Origin of the sequence: Segatella baroniae B14 (genome assembly GCF_022024235.1) — a bacterium.
In the GTDB taxonomy this organism is placed as follows: Bacteria; Bacteroidota; Bacteroidia; order Bacteroidales; family Bacteroidaceae; genus Prevotella; species Prevotella bryantii.
In genome coordinates this window covers 178,030-200,872 of record NZ_CP091800.1, presented here as the reverse complement: position 1 = coordinate 200,872, position 22,843 = coordinate 178,030, and the positions used below count along the sequence as shown (strand labels likewise).

Here is a 22,843-nt window from a genome sequence, read left to right as displayed (position 1 = left end):
TTTAATATTTGATTTTCAGGAATATGAGACTTTTACTTGAAATAAATTATTTCTGATTCGTCCTTTATACCTTCTGGTAACAAATAGCATGTAGAATGAGGATTAGTTTTAAAATATTTATCTATTCCAGCCTGTATTTTCCCTGAAAATATTCTTTTCCGATTATGTCCTATGATTTTAGCAGGTGTACCTGCAAGAACCACAGATTCATTTTTTCCATTTAAATTCAAATAATCCTTATCAAGATAAGAGCCATGAGCAACTAAAGAATTGTCAGGTGTTACTGTTCCCTTATTAATATAAGAGTTATTGCCAATCCAATTATATTTTCCAATAGAGATTTTCTTGGACATAGGCTTGACAGTTTGATTAGTCATATCTATTACGTAATGATGATTAGAATCACTGATAATAGTGTTGTAAGTAATTGAACTACCTTCTTCTATAGATATTTGATTTGTACAATCGATATTTACCGATTCTCCAATCCAGACTAAAGATCCGAATTTTAGTTTTCCTTGTTCTGTTATTCTTAATACACAATTTCTTGCAATACTACATAAGCCATTAAACTCAATAGAGCAACCAGTCCTCAGTATTAGCGTAGAATAACGCCCCGGTGTTGTATAAAAATCTTTTTGTCTTCCTATTTTTATCATACCCCTCTCTAGTCTTCCATTAATGATTATATTCCCCCCTATAAATTGGAGTCTACCATATATGAAAATTGGAAATTTAATTGCTGTTCGAAAGGGCAAAGTTCGAAAATTAACATAAATAGTCTTGGCCACATTAAGATGTGATCTATCAATCCTATTCTCTATTCTAGTAAAAATCTTTTTTAATATAATTTCAATCATATATAACATAAATCTGGTTGGATAAGACTTCATTAAGATTTTCTATTACTCCCCTATCTATGAATTAAATAATTCGTGTAGAAAGTATTCCATCAAACAGCCATTCTTATAGTTCTCCAAATCGTAAACGTCTTATTTTCCGCCACACCACATCTCCCGGCTGTTTTTCTGCCGGTTATGTGGATTACGCAAAAAAAATGATTTTCCAAGTTTAACCTATATTTTGATATAACAGGGCAGCAAGTGCCGCTTGTCATAGGTTTCTTTGTTGTCTGTTGTTTTGGACCGTCGCTCCCGTCGCACTTTAATCTGATCGGGAGTTAGCTACTGGGGTATTTACAATTTGAGAGAAAATAGTGCTATGATACCGATCTGTGATGATGCATTGGAATTTTGCAAAATATTCCAACATCTTCCGAATAAGGGCCTCTCTCTCTTTCTGCCACTTCCATATCGGAGCCTTTATTGTAGTTTCTTTTCATTGCTAGAGACTCTTCGCTCTACCTTTTTTATATCTTCAACTGGAGGTAGTTTTTTAGGTTGAATCCCTCCTTTGCTTAACAAATCAAGTAAGCGTAAAATCCTTTACTTCCCTCTTTGCTCCTTTTGCTATATTTATCATTTTCGTGACTTCACGAAAATGATCATCTACATTGATATTCTGAGATTTACAAAATTCAATAGCACTTCCTATAGCAACAACAAAATTTTCCCATTTTTCATATCCCAAAAGAGGCATTATCCATATTCGAAAATTTTATAAAACTGAGTATTTCGGGATTTGACAGGTTTTTCGTATAATTATAAGAAACAAAAAATATCCGTGCCCAGATACATTCATGCCCAAAAGGCAGTGATTGCACTGCATAACGGATATTTTGCTAAAAAATTAATATTTGATTTTTATTTTTAACTAGGCCAATCAAGCATTTATTCCGATTGTGCCTGGCAACAAATTTTCATTATACTCTTCCAGTACGTACAACCCCAGTAAAATTTCCTTCGTATATTTAATAATAACTTTCCCACTGTTGGGGATATACAGTAAACCTAGATATATCTATCCTTCTTTCGCAGCCTATTCTATTTTTTCGGCTTCGAAAGGATATAGTTATAGATAAACCGGTTATAACCACCTTGGGGCGAATTTTCTTTTATACTTTGCCTGCAGTCTTACTGGATATCTTCTTCAGATGCCTTACCACGCTTTCAATATATGCTCAGCAAAGCTGCCAGAGATAAACGATTGAAGTTTTTCGTGGTAGGTTCTGTATGTTTATTTATTCAAACTTTAGGTTTAAACTTTTGCAAAGTTACTATTTTTATAGCTAATAAAAAAACATTTTATCGCTTTTTTGAGCTTTAAAATATTACCTTTTTCTTATTTTTATGCTTATTATACTGATATATAACACTTTAACTCTATAATAGATTTACAATATTTCATTAACGAAAAGAGCCGTTTTTAGGAATCGTTACCACATAAATTTAATAGGTTTAATAGTTACTGATAGATACAACAAAACATACGGCTTCACCTTTAAAGGATAAAATTAATTGCGACTTTATATATAAAATTAGCTCATTATTAACTCTTTTTTCGTATCTTTGAACCGAGAAATTTACTCTAATATCTATTTGGATAATGTTAACGCACCTTACAACTATTATTAATATGAAAACTAACCAAAAACATTTTTTTAGGTGGCTGATACGAAAGACTTTCTATCCGCAAGCGCTGTTCATCAATAGACTGGCAGCAGTAATGGTTTTGCTCACAATGACCATAGCAACCTATGCTGATAGAATGAACGACAATAGCTACTTTACAATGAATAAAGTGAATGATCATCTGCATTTTAGCTTGCAGATGGCCGATGCTTATGGCAATAATACTTATTGCGACTGGGGCGGTATCATCGCTACGTGCGGCAGTCAAGAGGTAGAGGTTATGATTCTCTTTTCTGGCGACGATAACGATGATGGGCCAAAATGGGCCATCCATGCTAAAGACAGAAACGGCGATAAATGGGGAGGTATTTCGTTTATCACCAATACTTACCCTAATGGTAACCGTACGCAGGTGGCATACCAATCGGGTGACTATACCCCTTCTATCGATATCATGAAGAATAATCTCTACCCTAAAGTGGAAATCGACTTCTACTGGCCTGCTTCGATGAGCGGGAAAAACTGGTCGTTCGTATATGCTTTCAATCATGTACGTAATAATGGAACTGACGGTGGTTGGAAGACGATGAACTTGGGTACCGTCTATCTAGGTAACTCTCCCGTGAACTTTAACTATTCCACTCCGAACATTAAGGACTATACCTATACTCGCGAACGGATGGATAAATTAAAGTTTACCGTACCTGAACTGCCCGATGATATTCCTTCGTATCTCTCATCTAACCGCTGGTTTGAGTCTGACTATGAGCTTACGATGACTTATACTATGCCTTCTCATACAACTCAGGTGATAAAAAACGAAATCTTACATGGCGAAGTGGGTAAAAAGAAGACTTTCGAAGTGGATATTCCTAACTCGGTACAGAAATTCACGAAGATGGACTTGAGGGTAAAATCCACAAGTAGGATTAAAAGTATTAAAGGTAACTATTTTTGGACCAGTACTTACGATTGTACCTATGCTGACGCTCTCACAAGTACTCCTGTCCCTAAAAACCTTGTGACTGAGTATCGCCAGTACGACAATGAGACCGTATTGGCCTGGGAGGCTTTCTCTATCGGCGATAGGTATATCGAGAAGAGTGTGCCTTATGTATATCGTATAGAGACGAATGCCAGCGGTACGCCTCTCTCTGGACAGTCGTGGCTGAAACGTGACGTATTGAAACCGATTGGCACTCAGCAGACACAGAGCTATACTGACCAGAATGTTAGCTCGGGTAAATATTATCGCTATATGGTGCTCAATGTTCCGCAAGACTGGATCAACAAAGGTATAAGTACTAGCGACCTCAATAGTCCTAATGAGCAAGTTTTGGAGCGTCTACCTTATACCCAGAGTGCTGTTGTCAGCACTGCTCCCAGCGTTACCATCTTCGGACTGCACCAGGATACTGAGGTAGAAGACCAGGTGCGACTGAAGTGGCAATACTCTCGTATTCCTGTGAATACTCAGACGGTAAACTTCCAGGTGTTGCGCCGCACGTCGGCTGATGGAGAATGGACTCCTTACGGCACCGTCACGGCCAATAGCAAACCTGCTGCTGGTGCCATGGTATCTTTCGAAGATAAGAATCTGCCTGACAACAAGACGCGTTACGACTATAAGATTGTGCTGGAAATGAACAATGGGGCTTACCGATTTGAGAGCGATCCCGTAACGGCAGGTTTACTCGGCGGCACGATGGTTAAAAATCTGCAGGCTACTAAGGGTACACATGATGCGGTCGTCCGTGTAACATGGAATGCTAAGCAGATTGGTACAGCTAATAGTACTTATGTCCTCTCGCGTCGCTACGCGGGCAGCACAGGTGCATTTATGCAGATTTATACAGCGCATGGCACTGCCGAACAGTATGTCTATGAGGACAATACGGTTATGCCGGGTTACTATTATGAATATAAGGTAGACGTCTATGGTGGCGACGAAGGCACTCTGCAAAACGTACTCACCGATGTGGGCTTCTGTCAGGCTCGTGGTGTCATTTCGGGTCTCGTAAACTTCGGCACGGGGGTGGCCGTGAAAAATGTGCGCATGAATCTCACGACTTCTGGCGACGACGAGGCTATACATGGCTATTCCAAGCGCATCGAAGGAGCATCGACTGGTTTAACATGGGATGCTGGTGCCGAGGCCTTGAACCGTCTGTTTGGCCCTGAACACGATTTCACTGTACAGATGTTCGTACGACCAGACGAAGGGCTAACCAATGGTGCCGTTGTTGCACAGATTCCTGGCGTTGGAAATATGTATATCGACGGTATGAGCAATGGTGGCTATAATCTGTCGGTATCGACGCTCAAGGGCAACGTAAAAACGGACTGTACGTTGCCTGTCAATAGCTTCTCTCTACTGACGCTTAGCCGTTGCGGTGATCAGTTAAGCGTACAGGTAAACCAGGACGAAACGAAGACGTTCGCTACCGATAAGGCTTCTGCTACAGCGCTGTTCTCTATCGGTGGTGCCGAGGGCATAACCGAAGAAAAGGCTTTCCGGGGGTACATAACCGAGGTTCGTGTTTTCGACCATGCACTCAGCGAAAGTGAGCGAACCAGCTACTTCGACCGCACACTTAACGGTCGTGAGAATGGACTTTGCCTCTACTGGCCGATGGACGAGGGGCTAGACCGTTACGTCTTCGATGCTTCTTATGCTAACGACGTGCCTAACAGCCGCCATGCTACCCTGGGAACCAATATCAGCACGTCAGCGTTGTTGCCTACGAAGAATCAGCTTTCACGCTATGGCGTGACTAATGATAAAGGTGAATACATTATTCGTGGCATACCATTCTCTGGTAGTGGTACCAGCTATCGTGTGGTACCAGAGTTGGGTATCCATGATTTCTCGCCTTCCTCACGCTCGATGTTTATTTCGCCTAGCAGCATCACGGCGAATAACGTCGATTTCCAGGATGTCAGTTCCTTCCCTATGGAGGGTTACATCTACTACGCTGGTACTAACGTGCCTGCCAAGGGTATTCAGTTATACATCGACAATGAGCTCGTTACCGCTAATGGTGAGGTGAAGCAGACCGATGATAATGGTCACTACCTGATTAGTGTGCCTATCGGCAACCACTATGTAGAGGCTCGCCTCGATGGTCACACGCTGGTTGATGGCGGACGCTTCCCTACCGAGGGAACCTTCAACTTTGACCGCTCTGTTACTTACGACTTCACCGACTCTACGCTTGTCAACTTCGTGGGTCGTGTGGGCGGCGGTGAGCGCAACGATACTTTGGCTGTGGGGTTCGGAGCTTCTAAGAATAATATCGGTATGGCTACCGTTGTGCTTCGCCTGAATAATGATTCTTACTCGTTCAACTGTGCCAACGATCATATCTCTGCGGCCGCAACTGAACGCAGTTGGGAGAGCGACACCACGGCTATACAAAGTAAGGCCTGGACTGGTACGGGCGATAACTCGCGCAGCATCAACATTCGTACAGACTCTCTCACCGGCGAGTTCTCTGCCTTACTGCCACCACTGAAGTACATCGTCAAGAGTGTCAGTATCGATAGCAACCAAGATATAGAGTTCTCTGTGGGGCAAGAAGTAGATTTATCTAATGCACGTGCCCAGCTTGCCGACACCATTACCGTGGAAAGTGAAGGCGGAATTACCAATAAGTTGGGATACAACTATAATGTAAAAAGGGTTTTCACTTACTTTGCTCCTCCTCAACTCGATTTGCGACAGAAAGACAATCCACAAGGAGCCTTCGGACAAAGATCGGTAAAGTATACTACCGATGAAGAGGGTACTACTGTTTCTGTTGACAACCTCTACTCCGTAGATGAAAAAGGCAACGTAAGCTACCGTTTCGGGTATCCGATCTATGAGATGGGGTTGAGCCAGCACTTCATGCTCCACGTCTTTGAGGAATATATTAATCGCGACGGCGCCAAACCTGTAAGTGACATCATACCAATGAACAACATGTCGCTTACTATCAGCAACGAGATGAGTTCTGAGCAATCTGTTGTCGCTACCGTAGAGAACCCAAATACGGGATACCAACCGGGTGACATTTATGAGTTGAAAAACAATGAGCTCACGCTAGACGATGATGGGCGAGGCGAATTGCAGTGGAAGGTCGGATTGCCTAACATCGTAAGTCCTTACACGCGCAACTTCAGTGTCACTATGGAGCGCAAGGGACGTACCTACATTCTGGGCAATCTTGACGCTATCGTGCTGGGCAACATCACCACGGGCAATAACTTCATTACCAAAGGTCCTGACCAAGTGCAGTTCGTGCTTCGCGATCCTCCGGGAGCCAAGTCGAATACTACCCTAAAGGTGGGCCAAATTACTACTAAGACACACTATGACACCTATACCAGCTATGGTGACCATAGTCTGGTGACAAATAATATCTTTGGATCTGTAATTACTACTGGACAAGGACTTGGATTCATACAGCTTTCAAGCCATAAGGTCAAGGACCAGCTCGATGTCGGCACCGAAGCCCACTGGCAGTACAATAATGTGGGAGATACAGCTGTGGTAACAACTACCATTACTTCTGTCTCTACCGGTACATCAAACCCTTACGTAGGTAGTAACGGCGATGTCTTTGTCGGTACTTCATATAACTTCCTTATCGGCTCTTGCCGTCGTCTTTACTTGAAACGGGACGACCATACAGGTGAATATGCCATCACGCTGGAAGATGCTCTGGCATTGGGCGATTCGATCGCCACCACTTTCAACTATTCGGCTTATGAGCTCGAGACTGTGATGATTCCAAAATGGAAGGACCAGCGTGCCCGATTTATCACGCGCGTAGCCTCACAAGCCGAGGCGGAAGCTTACGTTAACACGGGCTCTAAAGACCTCTATTTAAGTTGGGTGGGCGAAGATGACCCGGACTTTGGTGTCAATACTGAGACCAAGAAGACTTATCGCTATTTACCATCAGACAATGACACGCCTAGAATAGACAGTGTGCAATGGTGCAATAACCAGATTGATAACTGGGTGTCTGTGCTATACGATAATGAGAAAGAGAAAGTGATGGCTATGCGCAATCAGACGGCTACCAACTTCTCTATCGATGGAGGTAGCACTCGTACCTTCAGTGAACGCAGCGAGATTGTAAGATGGAACGAAAAGAAAACTACTTGGCGAATGGGGGCTGTCCTCGGCAATCAGTTCGGATTCCACTTAAAAAATATTGTTTCATGGGGTATCATTACAAAAGTACAGTCTAACGAGGGAAACGGTAACACGAGTGGAGACGGCACGAAAACGCAGGACTACACAGAGTGGGAATATACCTTCGCTGATGGCAATCGTGATACTGATATTTCCATCAATCAGTATAATAGTGACAACAAGAAGAATAGTAAAATCTTCTCGGTATTCGGTGGACAGACGTACAATCCTTATGAGCCACAGGAATTTACAAAGTACTATGAACCGGGCACACCGCTGGGCAATGGTACGGTACAGATGGAACAACCTAACCTCATGATTGGCATCGGTAACGAACCGCCTGCTAAGAGTGTCACCATCACTGATATTCCGGCTGGCAGCGAGGCTAATCTTACCATCTACTGCACCAACATGTCTAACACGCATCAGGGTACAAACTTTAGCTATAATTTGTTCATCACGGAGCGTACTAATGACAAGGGGCTGGAGATACTCATGGATGGTGTGCCTGTGAACGGACGTTCTGTTTTCCTCGATCAAGGCGAAACGACGACAAAAGTGCTTACCATACGCCAAACTGATCAAGGTATACTCGACTACGAGGGTATCCAACTGCGTTTCTGCTCTCAATATCAGCCTGCCAAAATTGCTGACGTGGTAACGATCAACGCTCACTTTAAGCCTTCGTCATCACCTGTCAATCTGGTTATCCAAGAGCCGATACTCAATACTGTAACTAAGGACGCTAAGCTACAGATGCGTCTCACTGGGTTCAACCGACAGTTCAAAAAACTGAAGAATATCGGTGTGCAATATCGTTTTGCCGGCAATACGGAGTGGATCGACTTGCACACATGGGTAACTGACCAAGCAGACTCTACCTCGACCAGTTTCAGCACATTGCCTTCAGAGGGCGACTTGCGCTGGGCTGAGGATATGTCGAGCAACCTGAGCTATCCTGAGGGTAACTATGAATTCCGGGCTTTTACCACTACCCCATACGATAACGAGTTCATCCGCGTATACAGCGACATCGTTACTGTAATCAAAGATCTGACTCGTCCTCGTAACCTCTATACCCCATCGCCAGCCCACGGTATCCTGGGTTACGGTGACCAACTTGCTATCGAGTTTAACGAGGATATCGTGCCTGGCTACGTTGGCGACAAGAATGTTATTGTTACCGCCAAACTCAACAGTCAGCAGGTGAACCACGAGGTGGCATTGCATCTGAATCCGTTCGGTGAACAGCCTCGAACTCAGAACCCTGTGTTCCTCAAAGGTGACTTCTCTTTCGACTTCTGGTTGAACTGGCACGATGCAGGAACGCTCATGCACTTGGGCGCTAATACTAGTAATTTCGCACTGAACATACGCGAGGACGGTTACGTTGTCGCTAAAATCGCTGGCAATGAATTTGTTAGTAGCCAGCCTATGCCTAAGGACAACTGGACCTTTGTGGCGCTCGCCTACAAGGCTAGTAGTATGACCTTCGATATGCTTGCTCTCTCTGAGGACAAAAGCATCAACCTTTTCCAAAACAAACCTGTAGCACAACAGGCGGTGCAAGCTGTCGGCTATACTAACGATAATTATCTCTACCTCGGAGGTCTCAACGCTGATATCCATGCTCTCAGCCTCTACGATATTTATCGAGACGTCCACGATGCTGGAGCTACCAAGAATCAGAGCAAGGACAACTATGTCTATGGACTGGCTAATTACTGGCCTATGGATGAGGGACACGGCAGAACTGCTGCTGACTCTCGCCGTACACACGATTTCATCGTACCGCAGTCATGGACCTTAGAGAACGTAAACTATGCCTTGCGTATCGACAACACTGATGGTGTCGCTGCTGATATTTCACGCATCAACACCCGACCAGGCGACAGTTACGCTGTCGAACTCTGGTTTGACTGTTCTATTCCTACGCCTGATGGACAAGTGATTTTCGAGACCGCTACTCCTGGGGCTGAGCAAGATTTGCAGAAGCAGAGTGACAAACTGCGTCTACGTCGAGACGGGCAAGACAACCTCATCCTCGACTATGGTACGAAATCGCAGGTGTTAGTTAACCTCGCCAATGCTGCTAATAATGAAGTATGGAATCATCTTATCTTCAACGTCGTGCGTGGTCAGGCGGCTAGCTTCTATCTGAATGGTCAACGCACAGCTGTTATTGCCGAAGCTGATATTCCACCTCTTACCGGTTCACGCCTCTTGGTGGGTAAAGGTACTAATATGCAATACGTCGACGAACTGCGCATCTGGCATGCTTCGCTCAGCGAACAGCGCTTGCTACAAAACATCTACAACACCATCGACACTTCTGAAGTCTATTCACGTGGTCTCGTGGCTTACTATCCTTTCGAACAGACTGGCATAGTAAATGGTGTCACGACGAAGGTTCCTACGCTTAAGAATATGATGGGCGACGACGAGCTGCAAGTTGCACAGTACACTGTGATTCAAAATGCACCACCTATTAAGAATGCTCCTGAGGAGGTTCGCCTCATCGCTTCACCTGTTGCATCAGAACGCAAGGTGGTAGTCAACCTCACCGGAGCCGGTATTAGTCCGCGAGATATCGAGGGTACCACACTTAACGTTACCGTAGACCAGATACGCGATTTACACGGCAACACGTCGCTGCCTATTCGCTGGTCGGCTTACGTTCAACAGAACACGCTGAAGTGGAGTCGTGACTCAGTGAATATTATCAAGCAGTATGGCAAAGGCTATACCTTTGATGTCAATATCGAAAACTGGAGCGGCAATACCGAGTATTACACCTTATATAATATGCCTGAGTGGCTCACATTGGTGGACAGTAACACGCAAGACGAACTGGCACCTATCAAAACGAAGACGCTTCGCTTCGAGGTAAACCCACAGGTGGCTGTGGGCAATTACGATGTAACGATAGGATTACAAGGTAACTTGGAGATACTGGAACCTTTACGTATCGTGATGAAGGTACGCGGGGAGAAACCGCAGTGGACTGTCGACCCGACCAAGTATGAGCACCAGATGAATTACATCGGACAGGTATATATCAATGGTATCTTGATGGAGAACGCTGAAAGCATGGTGGCTGCCTTCATCGACGGAGAGTGTCGTGGTGTAGCATCACCAGAACAGGTACGTGGCGCAGCTTATGTTACGATGAATGTTTATGGCAACAGTGACTCTCAGGGAACTAATGATGTGGGTAAACCGATTACTTTCCGCATTTGGAATGCATCGGCTGGTATCGCTTATACGGATGTAAACATCAATGCCTATGATGGTTCGGCTGCTAAGACAACCTTTGCGGTCAATGATATTGTGGGTTCGTTCGATCAACCTGTTATTTGGGCGAAAGGTACAGATGTAGAACAGGTGATGAAGCTGAACCTGAACTGGAACTGGGTATCACTCGGTGTAGACCCTGCTGACAAGCGACCTAACGCCGTATTCCCAGAACTGACCAAATGGAATACCATTATCAAGGGTAAGAGTATAGAACTGGTATACAGCAACGGAACGGAGTGGGCTCCAAGCGGAGCTCAGATACAGTCGGGCACTGCATACAAGATACGCATTACCCCAGCTACAGAAGACCAGCAGCTGCCAGAACAACTGTCGATAAGCGGTGCACAGTTAGACTTATCAAAGACACCTGTGACGCTGACACCTGGATGGAACTGGATAGCTTACACACCGTTATCAACAATGACCATAGGTCAGGCGCTAGCTGCAGCCCAACCGGAGGTGGGCGACTATGTGAAGTCACAGCATGCTATTGCCTTCTACAGCGTAAACGGTTGGGAAGGTAGTCTGAAGGCCTTGGAGAGCGGACATGCTTATATGTATAACAGCACTGCAAACACCGAGAAATCGTTTATCTATCCGACAGTATCGGCTATGAGTCGTGCAGTTACCATGAAGCGTGCTCCAGAAGAGCCACATATCTTCACGCCTATCGGCGCGGGAACCTATCCAGATAATATGTCGATGGTTATCCGTCTGCTTGGAACAGACGAAACCGTCATCGATACCTGTGAAGTAGCCGCCTTCATCGACGGAGAGTGCCGTGGTACGACACGTGCCAACAACGGACTTTACTATCTTATCATTGCCGGCGAAGGAAGTGGACAGCCATTAGAGCTACACACCTGCATCAATGGCAAGACGGTAACGATAGACCGTAAGTTGACCTTTACTACCGACCAGAACATCGGTACACCGTGGTCACCATATGTTATCGATCTAAGCGAAGTGCTGACGGGCATTACCGAGATTAGTAGCAATGAAGAAGATGACGATGAAGACTGGTGGTCAGTACAAGGCTTCAAGATAGGTCACAAGCCAATTCAGCCAGGAGTATATATTCATCATGGTAAAAAAGTAACGATTAAATAAACGATTATTCCCGCCAACGCTTCTTCACAATGCGTATGGCGGGAATTTTCTTTTTTATAATTATCATTCATTTTTTTCAATCGCTTTGGATTTATTTATTTTTATCCGCTCTCCAATAATAGGTCTTAAGTAATTTGATGCTCTCACTAGTTTCACAAACAAAAGACTTACTATAGTAGACAAAATAAATACCACAAACAGATTATCGCATTGCCTTACTCCAAAACGCACTATATCTAACTGCACCAAATAAATTCCTAGTGAAGATGTTCCAAAAGACGTAAGAAAAGACTTTCTCTCTCCAAATTCTTTGAACAACATTGTTATCACATAACATCCCATATAGGCAGTGAGCATGATGTAAGCAAAGCTTAATACCCTATTAAACTGATACCCTATTATTTCAATATCGTTTCTATGCCAAAATAAAAGTAAAATGACAAAGACGGGGGCTGCCAACTTTATATATTTTTTGTTCAGCACGGTATCATCTAAATGGTACCTCTTCAAAAGATAGCCTGCTATAAAATATTGAAACTCATAAGCGATGTTCTTATACCCAAACAAATTGTCTTTTATCATGAAACTTGCTCCCATCAACAACATCATTGTGAGAATCAGTACCAGCAAAAAATACCTGCTATTCCGAAAAAACACTTCTATTGTATAGGTAATCAGACATATATAGAAGAGGCACCAAATAAACCACAAAATTTTACCAGGATCAACAATCATATCTAAAAGAGGATATTTGTGCCATAGACAAATCCCTACCCCCCAGAGCACGTACGGTACCAGCAGTTGATAGCCTCTGCGCTTGACAGATGAAATCCAATTCAGTGGTTCTTTATAACTTAAATATCCGCTTATCATAAAAAATAGCGGCATATGAAAGGAGTAAATGATTTTAAATAATGTATTTTCGTCAAAACTCTCCGTTCCATATTCAATACAATGTCCTAATATTACAAGGATTATAAGAAACCCCTTCAAGTTGTCAAGATATAGAAGTCTTTGTTTCATTCTAAATAATTATACTTTTGCTTAGGCAATTATATACAATCAATCCTCCAATAATTGCTTGATACTTTCTACCGATGAATCGACATAAGGCACAGCATCAAATCTACCCTGGATATACCCCTTTTCAGCATCCATATTCTCACGGAAATCTTTAAAATCATATAGCGAGTATACCTCAGTTATTCCTTCTTCTGTCTTATTGACAAACACTATCTGATCACGTCTCAGTCTATGAATATCGATAAGGTTTGTATTATGCGATGTAAACAAGAGTTGACTACTATCCGATGCATGAATTAAATCCAAAATGAAGTCTGCTAATCTAGTGTGCAAGCCCATATCAAACTCATCCATCATGATACTTTTCTTATTCTTAACCACGTCAAGTAGACGAATTAAAATCTGGAATAGCTTCTTTGTACCGTTCGATTCCTCCATATCCAAATCAAACATTACATCCTTTTGGCCGCGATGAATGGTTTTAAATCTGAGTACATCCACTAATTTGTAAGTCAGTTCAGACTGCCCAGGGACCACAACAGGAGCAGGTACCTGTTCTTTTCGCACTTCGATGTCTGTTATATCAGTATCACACACTTCCAGCGCCTTAAGAATTACAGGCTTATACGTATTGAAACTGTCGAGCACCAATACATCATTGATATTCACCAGTCCCAAAAGGAATCGGTTCATAAAATAGCGGTACAGTTTCTGAGCTATGTTACGATTCATAGAACTGGCACGACTCAAGAACAAGTTTTTATCACTGGTATTCCGTACTACATCAGCGGGCTTAGCCATCACACCAGTACCAAAGCTGTAATCAGAACGATTCTCGCGTACAAACACCTTAGCACGTTTTCCCTTTGGATAATGATAAAGGCTTTCACTAATGATACTTTGACGAGTCAATTCAAAAGCATATTCGTATTCGATATTATCGCATACAAAGTCTATAAGAAACTTACTTGGCTTATCCTGCCACCCATCAAACTTAAAAGGCTCAAAATTAAAATTTGTCCCTTCGTTATAAAGATGAGAATCCAAGATTAGCCTACAACAAAAAATGATAGACTTCAGGATATTCGACTTACCTGAAGCATTAGGCCCGAATAAGCCAACCGATTTGAGCACAGGTACGTCATTCCACATCATCACATTATTGCCCAATTCCCTTGCAAGAGCAGTGTTGATATTGGCGGCCCTAAAGTCGATTCTTACTCGATCTCTGATCGAAAAAAAATTTTCAAATTCGATTTTTAGTATCATTTTGTAGCTGTATTTGTAGAATTGCTACAAAATTAAGATTTAAAATTGAAAATATTCCATTTTATGATATGAAACAATATAAAAAGGTAAATAATTAACGGTTTTTAGTAGTTTACTAACCTATTTGCTGATTTAGAGATACATAGTTTAGCTTGTAATGGTTTGCAAACAATCACAACCCCCACCTTTTTCCAGCGAATTATATTAATTAGCACCTTTGGCCTTCACACGCTTCATGATGCCCTGAATAGCACTCTGACGGAAATTATCACTGTTACTCTTCATCGTTAAGCGGAAGATACTTTGTAGCAGGTAATGGTATCAAACCATGAACTTCCGTTCCACCTGTGTACCTGCTTATACCTTTATTTTAGTCGATAGTACTTCTATACCATTGATATAATTTCTCTACTCCGTCTTCGATTTCGACTTTATGAGTCCATCCGAGTGAATGAAGTTTGCTCACATCAATGAGTTTACGTGGGGTTCCATTTGGTTTGGTAGCATCCCAGCAGAGTTCGCCTTCAAAGCCTACGGTCTTAACGACTAATTCTGCAAGCTCCTTAATATGCAATTCTTTGCCTGTACCTACATTGATATGACAGTTACGAATCTCACCAAGCGATGGGATAGCACCACCACGACCTTCTGAATTGTTGCGGTCTACGGCTCCATCGGTTTTCACACCATAGTGCACGGATGAGTATTTCTCGATGCCGATGATATCCTTGAAATCGACATTCAAGAGTACATGAACGGAAGCATCTGCCATATCTTCTGACCAAAGGAACTCACGCAATGGACTTCCGTCGCCCCAAAGGGTTACCTTATTATTCTCGATACCATAGAAAGCCAAAGCCTGAAGGATACGCTCCCTAGGTTCGTTGCCATCCACGTTTTTCTCGCCGATAGCCTCAGCAAGTTTAGAAGGAGGATTAATAGGGCGCTTATTCATATCTTTCTGGATAGCATCCCAATTATCATCGTGAATCAACTTAGCGAGATAAATCTTACGCATCATCGCAGGCAATACATGACTGTTCTCGAGATGGAAGTTATCATTCGGACCATAAAGGTTGGTTGGCATCACAGCGATATAATTGGTACCGTATTGCAGATTATAGCTTTCGCACATCTTCAGTCCGGCTATCTTAGCTATCGCATACTCCTCATTCGTATATTCCAATGGAGAAGTAAGCAGACAATCTTCTTTCATTGGCTGTGGAGCATTCTTCGGATAGATACAGGTACTACCGAGGAAAAGCAACTTCTTTACGCCATGAAGATACGCCTGTTCGATAACATTACACTGCATCTTCATATTCTGCATGATGAAGTCAGCGCGATAGAGCGAATTTGCCATGATACCGCCAACGAAGGCTGCAGCCAGCACGACTGCATCAGGCTGTTCTTCATCAAAGAACTTCTTTACTGCTTCCTGATTGGTCAAATCCAATTCTTTATGAGATTTACCAATCAGGTTATGATAACCTCTAGACTTGAGGTTATTCCAAATAGCAGACCCCACAAGTCCGTGGTGTCCCGCTACAAAGATTTTACTAGATTTATCTAAAGTCATACACAAATATAAAAATTCTCGCAAAGAGCGCAAAGACGCAAAGTCATTTTATAATTCATAAGAGCTTTTAAAAATTATTTCTTAGCGCTCTTTACAAGAAATTTATTAACTTTCCAATTCTTTTAAAACTTAAAGACTTTAAAAACTTTGCGTCTTTGCGTCCTTTGCGAGAAATTAATTAACTTTCCCAATTCTTTTAAAACTTAAAGACTTAAAAAACTTTGCGTCTTTGCGTTCTTTGCGAGAAATTAATTAACTTTTCCATGCAATTCATTAACGCGATTCTCTGCAAGATGATTAACTACCCGATGGATGTTATCCTTTAATACACTAGTATTAAAATTAATCAACAATCCAAGATGCAGGTTCTTTAGACGAAGATAAGTCTGCAATTGCTTATAAAAGACAGGTTTCAATTCTTCAACAGACTTTAACTCGATAATTACCTTACCCTCGACTACGAGATCGGCTCGAAGCTCTGAACCAAACTGTTTACCATCATAAATAATCGGTATTTCAACTTGTCGTTCAACTTTTAAGCCTGCTTTTTGAAGTTCATAAGAGAGCAATTTTTCATAAATACTCTCTAACAACCCCGGTCCTATTCTAAAATAGACCTTGTAAGCACTATTGATAATAATCTTAGAAATCTCGTTTTCAGTCATCTCTTCAAAAACTTAAAAAACTTTGCGTCTTTGCGTTCTTTGCGAGAAATTAATTTACTTTCCAATTCTTTTAAAACTTAAAGACTTTAAAAACTTTGCGTCTTTGCGTCCTTTGCGAGAAATATTCTTCTATTTTACAATCCCCTTCTCTAGATACTCAGCAAGGTTCATACGTACCTTAGCAGCAGCACCTTCTGATGCAACCTTGGCCATATCACTATCAACCATGATTTTAACCAATTTCTCGAAAGAAGTAGTATTCGGATTCCAACCCAATTTAGCCTTCGCCTTCGTAGGATCACCCCACAAGTTGACAACATCTGTAGGACGATAAAAATCTGGGGATACCTCTACCAATACCTTGCCTACAAGATTGTCCGGACCGGATACACAGATACCCTTTTCGTCCATTCCCTCACCTTCCCACTTCAGTTCAATGCCGGCATGATGGAAAGCCAACTGAGCAAACTCGCGAACACTGTGCTGTACACCTGTTGCAATCACGAAATCTTCAGGTTGATCATTCTGGAGGATAAGCCACATACACTCTACATAATCCTTAGCATAACCCCAGTCGCGAAGAGAACTCAAGTTGCCGAGATAAAGCTTATCCTGCAAGCCCTGTGAGATACGAGCAGCAGCCAACGTAATCTTACGGGTTACGAATGTCTCGCCACGACGCTCTGACTCGTGATTGAAGAGAATACCTGAGCAGCAGAACATATTATAAGCCTCACGATACTCCTTCACAATCCAAAAGCCATACAACTTCGCTACTGCATAAGGACTGTATGGGTGGAATGGTGTATTCTCATTCTGTGGAACCTCTTCCACCTTACCGTAAAGTTCTGAGGTAGAAGCCTGATAAATACGGCAGGTCTGCTCCAGATGATTGGCACGAACAGCCTCGAGGACACGGAGTACACCTGTCGCATCTACATCTGCAGTAAACTCAGGAGAATCGAAAGAAACCTGAACATGGCTCTGTGCAGCCAAATTATATATTTCGGTTGGACGAACCATATCAACGACTTTAACCAATGACATGGAATCACCAAGATCGCCATAATGAAGATGGAAATGAGGTTGCCCCTCAAGATGAGAGATACGCTCACGATAATCTACCGATGAACGGCGAATAATACCGTGTACATCGTACCCCTTAGATAATAGTAATTCTGCAAGATATGAACCATCCTGACCGGTAATACCAGTAATCAGGGCAATATTCTGTTTACTCATAAATGATAGTATAGTTACATAAATTATTAAGATTCAGTACTCCACTCTTTGATACGCTGCTCTTCAGAACGTTTGCATACAAGTATCTGACCATTCTTTTCAGAGAAAATGTAACCATCAAGCCCCTGAAGAATTACCTTTTTAGCATCTTCAGCATGTACCACGCAGTTATTGCATTCGTACATATGGATATTGCCGACAGCACCATTTTCCTGTTCATCTTTCTCCAACTTATCGTGCAACGAAGCCCAGTTGCCCAGGTCGCTCCATCCAAAGTCTGCCGGATGGGTATACACCTTACCCTCTTGAGAAGCAGGCTCCATGACCGCATAATCGATAGAAACCTTCTCACAAGAAGGGAAAATCGTTTCGACATCGCCCGTTGCCACAATTTTATCCATGTCAGCAGCGATATTCGGAGTATATTTGCGGATACTCTCTGTTATCGTGTTAACATTCCATACGAAGATACCTGCATTCCACAGGAAGTTGCCTGCAGCAAGATACTTCTTGGCGGTTTCGAGATCTGGTTTCTCCTTAAATTCCTGCACATGGAGAATTTCGCCCTCTTTGACGTTAGCAGCCTCAACATAACCATAACCCGTCTCTGGGCGAGATGGTTTGATACCAATCGTCACGATATCATTATTTGTTGCAGTATAAGCTAAAGCATTCTTGATAACTCTTCTGAATTCACTCGGATTCATAACCACAGCATCAGCTGGAGTTACGACCACATTAGCATCAGGTTCTTCCTGTTTGATACTCCAACAAGCCCAAGCGATGCAAGGAGCCGTGTTACGGGCAGCTGGTTCAGCCAAGATATGATTCTCAGGAATCATCGGCAACTGCTGCTTTACGATATCCACATATTTTGCATTGGTTACCACCCAAAAATTTTCATCCGGACAAACGCCTTTAAAGCGGTCAACAGTAAGTTGTATAAGTGTACGGCCGCAGCCTAATATATCAATAAATTGCTTTGGAAATTCAGGGGTACTCAGCGGCCAAAAACGGCTTCCAATACCACCTGCCATTATAACTACATGATTTTGCATTTTTACCTTTGGTTAGATTTTCCTTTTATCTTATCATACTACTTATTAAATAATAGCACTGCAAAAATAGTCATATTTTTGCTAAAAAAGGTCCTTTCAATTCATAAAAAAGGAGATTATCCGATTTTTGGGGCGAAATTACACTAATCTTTGAAATTCTGACACTAATTACAACCTTTTTTTTTAACTTTGCAAAGTCAGAAAATTTGTAAAAAGAAAAATCTTACAAAAATTAAATACTAATTCCTATGGAATTTAAAAGAAACATCATCATTACTGGTGGCGCAGGCTTTATCGGCAGCCATGTAGTCCGCCTGTTCGTCAATAAGTATCCGGAATATCATATTATTAACCTGGATAAATTGACTTATGCCGGTAACCTTGCTAATCTGAAGGATATTGAAAACAAGCCTAACTATTCTTTTGTCAAGGCTGACATCTGTGATTTCGACAAGATGTATGCGCTGATGCAGAAGGAGCACGTGGATGGCATTATCCACCTCGCAGCTGAGAGTCATGTAGACCGCTCTATTAAAGATCCGTTTACCTTCGCTCGTACTAACGTGATGGGTACACTATCACTGCTTCAGGCGGCTAAACTTTATTGGGAAAGTTTGCCTACACCATATATGTTCTCTTCCTCACAGGGAGAGTTAGAGAGGGTTCTTTTCTACCACATCTCTACCGACGAAGTATATGGTGCACTCGAAATGACACATCCTGAGGGTATCCCTGCACCTTTCACAACCAAAGCATCTTCTGGTAAGAATCATGAAGCATACGGTGAGGACTTCTTTACTGAAGACTTGAAATATATGCCTCATTCTCCATATTCGGCTTCTAAAGCCAGCAGCGACCATTTCGTTCGTGCTTTCCACGATACCTATGGCATGCCGACTATCGTAACCAACTGCAGCAACAATTACGGTCCTTATCAGTTCCCAGAGAAGTTGATTCCGCTGTTTATCAACAACATCCGTCATCGCAAGCCTCTGCCTGTATATGGCAAGGGAGAGAATGTACGCGACTGGTTATACGTAGAGGATCATGCCCGTGCGATAGATGTGATTTTCCACAAGGGTAACATTGCCGACACCTATAACATTGGTGGTTTTAATGAGTGGAAGAATATCGACATTATCAAGGTTGTTATCAATACCGTAGACCGTTTATTGGGTCGCCAAGAGGGTGAAGATATGGACTTGATTACCTATGTAACCGACCGATTGGGCCACGACAAGCGATATGCTATCGACTCACGCAAGCTACAGGCCGAACTCGGGTGGGAACCAAGTTTACAGTTTGAAGAAGGTATAGAGAAGACCGTAAAATGGTATCTCGATAACCAGGAATGGATGGACAACGTAACCAGCGGTGACTACCAGCAGTATTACGAGAAAATGTACAAAGACCGTTAATGAAATCGAAAAAATGGAAGTTATCAAAACCAATATTGATGGTGTAGTCATCATCGAACCCCGCATATTTGCAGATGAACGTGGCTATTTTTACGAGTCATGGAACGAAAAGGAATTCAACGAGAAAGTTCGCCCTATCCGCTTTGTACAGGACAACCAGAGCAAATCGAGCTATGGTGTACTTCGCGGTTTACATTTTCAGAAGGGAGAACATTCACAGAGTAAGTTGGTACGCGTAGTGAAAGGACGTGTACTTGATGTTGCTGTTGATATCCGCAAAGGCAGTCCTACCTTTGGCCAGCATGTAGCAGTGGAACTGACTGAGGATAACCAGCGCCAGTTTTTTATCCCAAGAGGTTTTGCACATGGCTTTAGTGTATTGAGCGAAACAGCCATATTCCAATACAAGTGTGATAATTTGTATTGTAAGGAAAGCGAAGGTGCCATTGCCTGGGATGACGAAGCTCTCGGCATCGACTGGAAAATACCTGCTGACCAAGTTATCCTAAGTGAAAAGGATGCAAACCATCCATTATTGAAGGATTCGCCTTATCTCTTCGATTACCAAGAAGATTTATACAAATAAGAAGTAGAAATGGCGAAAGCCATATAAACAAAGTGTAAAAATCTCGCCAAGGGTTGACGCTCTTGGCGAGATTTTTTTTGATACCACGCGACACTATAGTCTTTGCGAGAATGATTTAAAAACCATATTTACTGAAAAATTTAATTTTTTTTAAAAATAAGTTGTAACTTTGCACCTGAATTAGATGTATTTATGGAAAGTTTAAAATTATTCAAACCACAACTCGTGTCCTCACTGAGACACTACAATCAGAAAAAGTTTATGGCCGACCTCATGGCCGGTATTATCGTAGGAATTGTAGCATTACCACTCGCCATTGCCTTTGGTATCGCCTCAGGCGTATCACCAGAAAAGGGAATTATCACCGCTATCGTAGGCGGTTTGATAGTCTCACTCTTCGGCGGAAGTAAAGTACAAATCGGAGGTCCTACCGGTGCCTTCATCGTCATCATCTACGACATTATTCAGAATTATGGCTTGGAAGGTCTTGCTATCGCCACACTGATGGCAGGAATATTTCTCATTTTACTTGGAATTCTCAAACTGGGAACCGTTATCCAATACATACCTTATCCTATTATAGTCGGCTTCACCAGCGGTATCGCTGTAACCATCTTCACCACACAGATAAAAGACCTCTTCGGTCTACAAATAGACCAAGTACCTGCAGATTTTATCGAAAAATGGGGCAGTTATATCCAACATTTCGGCACACTCGATCTATGGACAGCCCTCATTGGTATTCTCAGTATCGTGATTATCACCATTACCCCGAAATTCAGTAAGAAAATACCAGGATCACTCATTGCAATTATCCTGATGACCGTTCTTGCACTAGTACTCAAACAATATGCAGGTGTAACCACCATCGAAACCATTGGCGACCGATTCTCTATCAGTAATGAACTCCCTTCAGCAGTGGCTCCTGCCCTCTCATGGGATACCATTCAAAACCTAATCGGTCCTGCCACAACCATCGCTATTCTCGGCGCCATAGAGTCTCTGTTATCAGCAACTGTTGCCGATGGTGTAATCGGTGCACGTCACAATTCGAATACCGAACTTATCGCACAAGGTATTGCCAATATGGCTAGTCCACTCTTCGGTGGAATTCCTGCTACTGGCGCTATTGCCCGCACGATGACCAATATCAACAATGGCGGTAAGACTCCTGTTGCAGGTGTTATCCATGCTATCGTACTGCTGCTCATCTTCCTCTTCCTCATGCCACTCGCCAAATACATTCCTATGGCTTGTCTGGCAGGTGTACTCGTCGTCGTAAGTTATGGTATGAGTGGATGGCGCTCTTGCCTGTCTATCATGCGCAATCCAAAAAGCGATATCATCGTACTGATTACCACCTTCTTATTAACTATTATCTTCAACCTTACCATCGCAATCGAGGTAGGACTTCTCGCTGCATGTCTTCTCTTTATGAAACGAATGAGCGAGATTACCGAGGTGAAAGTGTTTGAACACGATATCAACCCATATGAAGACGTGATGTATCACGATGCACCGGAGGAGCACCTCGAGATACCTGAAGGTATAGAAGTATACGAAATTAACGGTCCTTACTTCTTCGGCGCTGGTAACAAGTTTGAAGAAATGATGTCAACCTTCGGTGACCGTTCTAAGGTACGTGTCATCCGTATGCGTAAGGTTCCATTTATCGACAGTACCGGTATTCATAACCTTACCAACCTCTGTATGATGAGTAAGAAGGCAGGCATTCAGATTGTACTATCTGGTGTAACCCAGAAGGTGCATGAAACCCTTACCAAGGCACACTTCCAGGAGATTGTACCTGAGGAAAACATCTGTAGCCACATTGACGGAGCTATGGCTCGCGCCAAAGAACTGCTAAATAGCTAAAGGAT

The 22,843-nt window shown here is 42.6% G+C and carries 12 protein-coding genes and 1 pseudogene; 4 read left to right on the top strand and 9 right to left on the bottom strand.

Translation table 11 applies throughout. From position 1 onward, the window contains the following. Positions 1 to 32 precede the first annotated feature (32 nt). The 3 genes and pseudogenes from L6469_RS11040 to L6469_RS11030 all read right to left on the bottom strand — a co-directional run. On the bottom strand, positions 33 to 860 hold the full coding sequence (locus L6469_RS11040; protein WP_050787906.1) for a hypothetical protein: 828 nt from the start codon (positions 858 to 860) through the stop codon (positions 33 to 35). 304 nt (positions 861 to 1,164) lie between these two features. Further along, positions 1,165 to 1,314 carry a polysaccharide pyruvyl transferase family protein gene (locus tag L6469_RS11035; RefSeq protein ID WP_223918763.1) on the bottom strand — a complete coding sequence of 50 codons (150 nt, stop codon included), beginning with the start codon at positions 1,312 to 1,314 and terminating at the stop codon, positions 1,165 to 1,167. Positions 1,315 to 1,428: 114 nt separating this feature from the next. Then, a pseudogene (locus tag L6469_RS11030) lies at positions 1,429 to 1,602 on the bottom strand (DNA damage-inducible protein D); the annotation flags it as partial. Between the two features lie 933 nt (positions 1,603 to 2,535). Between L6469_RS11030 and L6469_RS11025 the strand changes: the two are divergent. Next, positions 2,536 to 12,123 carry a LamG domain-containing protein gene (locus L6469_RS11025; RefSeq protein WP_162091566.1) on the top strand — a complete coding sequence of 3,196 codons (9,588 nt, stop codon included), beginning with the start codon at positions 2,536 to 2,538 and terminating at the stop codon, positions 12,121 to 12,123. A gap of 63 nt (positions 12,124 to 12,186) precedes the next feature. Here L6469_RS11025 and L6469_RS11020 read toward each other — a convergent pair whose 3' ends face one another. From L6469_RS11020 to L6469_RS10995, 6 genes are all read right to left on the bottom strand, one after another. Further along, positions 12,187 to 13,146, bottom strand: a complete 960-nt coding sequence (locus L6469_RS11020) for an acyltransferase family protein (protein WP_006283719.1) — start codon at positions 13,144 to 13,146, stop codon at positions 12,187 to 12,189. A 39-nt stretch (positions 13,147 to 13,185) separates the two neighbouring features. Then, positions 13,186 to 14,415: an AAA family ATPase gene (locus tag L6469_RS11015; RefSeq protein ID WP_006283718.1), complete on the bottom strand. Its 1,230-nt coding sequence runs from the start codon at positions 14,413 to 14,415 to the stop codon at positions 13,186 to 13,188. Positions 14,416 to 14,785: 370 nt separating this feature from the next. After that, entirely contained in the window at positions 14,786 to 15,994 is a 1,209-nt protein-coding gene (locus L6469_RS11010) for a GDP-L-fucose synthase family protein (RefSeq protein WP_006283717.1), read from the bottom strand. 248 nt (positions 15,995 to 16,242) lie between these two features. Continuing rightward, the gene (locus L6469_RS11005; RefSeq protein ID WP_006283716.1) at positions 16,243 to 16,659 is read right to left on the bottom strand and encodes a GxxExxY protein; all 417 of its coding nucleotides are present in this window, start codon (positions 16,657 to 16,659) and stop codon (positions 16,243 to 16,245) included. Positions 16,660 to 16,788: 129 nt separating this feature from the next. Then, positions 16,789 to 17,901: a GDP-mannose 4,6-dehydratase gene (gene gmd / locus L6469_RS11000; RefSeq protein WP_006283715.1), complete on the bottom strand. Its 1,113-nt coding sequence runs from the start codon at positions 17,899 to 17,901 to the stop codon at positions 16,789 to 16,791. Between the two features lie 26 nt (positions 17,902 to 17,927). Continuing rightward, positions 17,928 to 18,959, bottom strand: a complete 1,032-nt coding sequence (locus L6469_RS10995) for a mannose-1-phosphate guanylyltransferase (RefSeq protein WP_006283713.1) — start codon at positions 18,957 to 18,959, stop codon at positions 17,928 to 17,930. Between the two features lie 248 nt (positions 18,960 to 19,207). On the opposite strand from L6469_RS10995, the gene L6469_RS10990 reads away from it, so the two are divergent. The 3 genes from L6469_RS10990 (at position 19,208) to L6469_RS10980 (ending at position 22,838) form a co-directional block, all read left to right on the top strand. Further along, positions 19,208 to 20,377: a dTDP-glucose 4,6-dehydratase gene (locus tag L6469_RS10990; RefSeq protein WP_006283711.1), complete on the top strand. Its 1,170-nt coding sequence runs from the start codon at positions 19,208 to 19,210 to the stop codon at positions 20,375 to 20,377. Between the two features lie 13 nt (positions 20,378 to 20,390). Beyond that, positions 20,391 to 20,963: a dTDP-4-dehydrorhamnose 3,5-epimerase gene (gene rfbC, locus L6469_RS10985; RefSeq protein WP_006283710.1), complete on the top strand. Its 573-nt coding sequence runs from the start codon at positions 20,391 to 20,393 to the stop codon at positions 20,961 to 20,963. Between the two features lie 192 nt (positions 20,964 to 21,155). Beyond that, the gene (locus L6469_RS10980) at positions 21,156 to 22,838 is read left to right on the top strand and encodes a SulP family inorganic anion transporter (RefSeq protein ID WP_006283708.1); all 1,683 of its coding nucleotides are present in this window, start codon (positions 21,156 to 21,158) and stop codon (positions 22,836 to 22,838) included. Positions 22,839 to 22,843: the final 5 nt, after the last annotated feature.